We start from the raw sequence: 639 nt of genomic DNA, 5'->3' as shown, positions 1-639 counted from the left end.
GCGAGCCTCGGCGGAGGCAGGACGGCGCGGCGTGCCGGCCCTGGTGCTGACATTCGAACCGCATCCGCGCAAGATCTTCAGGCCTGATATCCCGTTGTTCGTGCTGACGCCGCCGCCGATGAAGGCGCGGCTGCTGTCGCTGCTGGGCTTTGCCGCGCTCGTCGAGCAGCCGTTCACGCGCGACTTCGCCTCGCTGTCGGCGGAAGCGTTCGTGACGGATGTGCTGGAAACGAACCTCGGCATTACTCACGCCGTAACCGGGTTCGACTTCCATTTCGGCAAGGATCGTCAGGGCGGCCCGGCCTACCTGATGGCGGCCGGCGAGCGTCACGGCTTCGGCGTCACGCTCGTCGACGCGTTCCGGGACGAGGGCGCCGAGGTGGTGTCGTCCAGCCGTATCCGCGGATTGCTGGGCGAGGGTGAAGTGGCTGAAGCCGCCGGTCTGCTCGGCTACCGGTTCACCGTCGAAAGCGAGGTGGTCGGCGGACAGCAGCTTGGCCGCACCCTTGGCTTTCCAACCGCGAATATGAGGCTGTCGGCTGAAGCCGCACTCAGGGAGGGCATCTATGCCGTCCGCTTCCGCCGCGCCGACGGCACGCTTCACGACGGAGTCGCCAGCTTTGGCAGACGCACGACAGT

The 639-nt window shown here is 67.1% G+C and carries 1 protein-coding gene; it reads left to right on the top strand.

Annotation, left to right across the window (positions count from 1 at the left end):
* The coding region (locus EN994_RS34265; protein ID WP_164746567.1) for a bifunctional riboflavin kinase/FMN adenylyltransferase at positions 1-639 on the top strand (639 nt) is incomplete at both ends.

The organism is Mesorhizobium sp. M7A.F.Ca.CA.002.09.1.1 (genome assembly GCF_003998555.1).
In the GTDB taxonomy this organism is placed as follows: Bacteria; Pseudomonadota; Alphaproteobacteria; order Rhizobiales; family Rhizobiaceae; genus Mesorhizobium; species Mesorhizobium ciceri.
The sequence above is the reverse complement of the archived record's forward strand: the minus strand, read 5'-3'. Positions and strand labels throughout refer to the sequence as shown.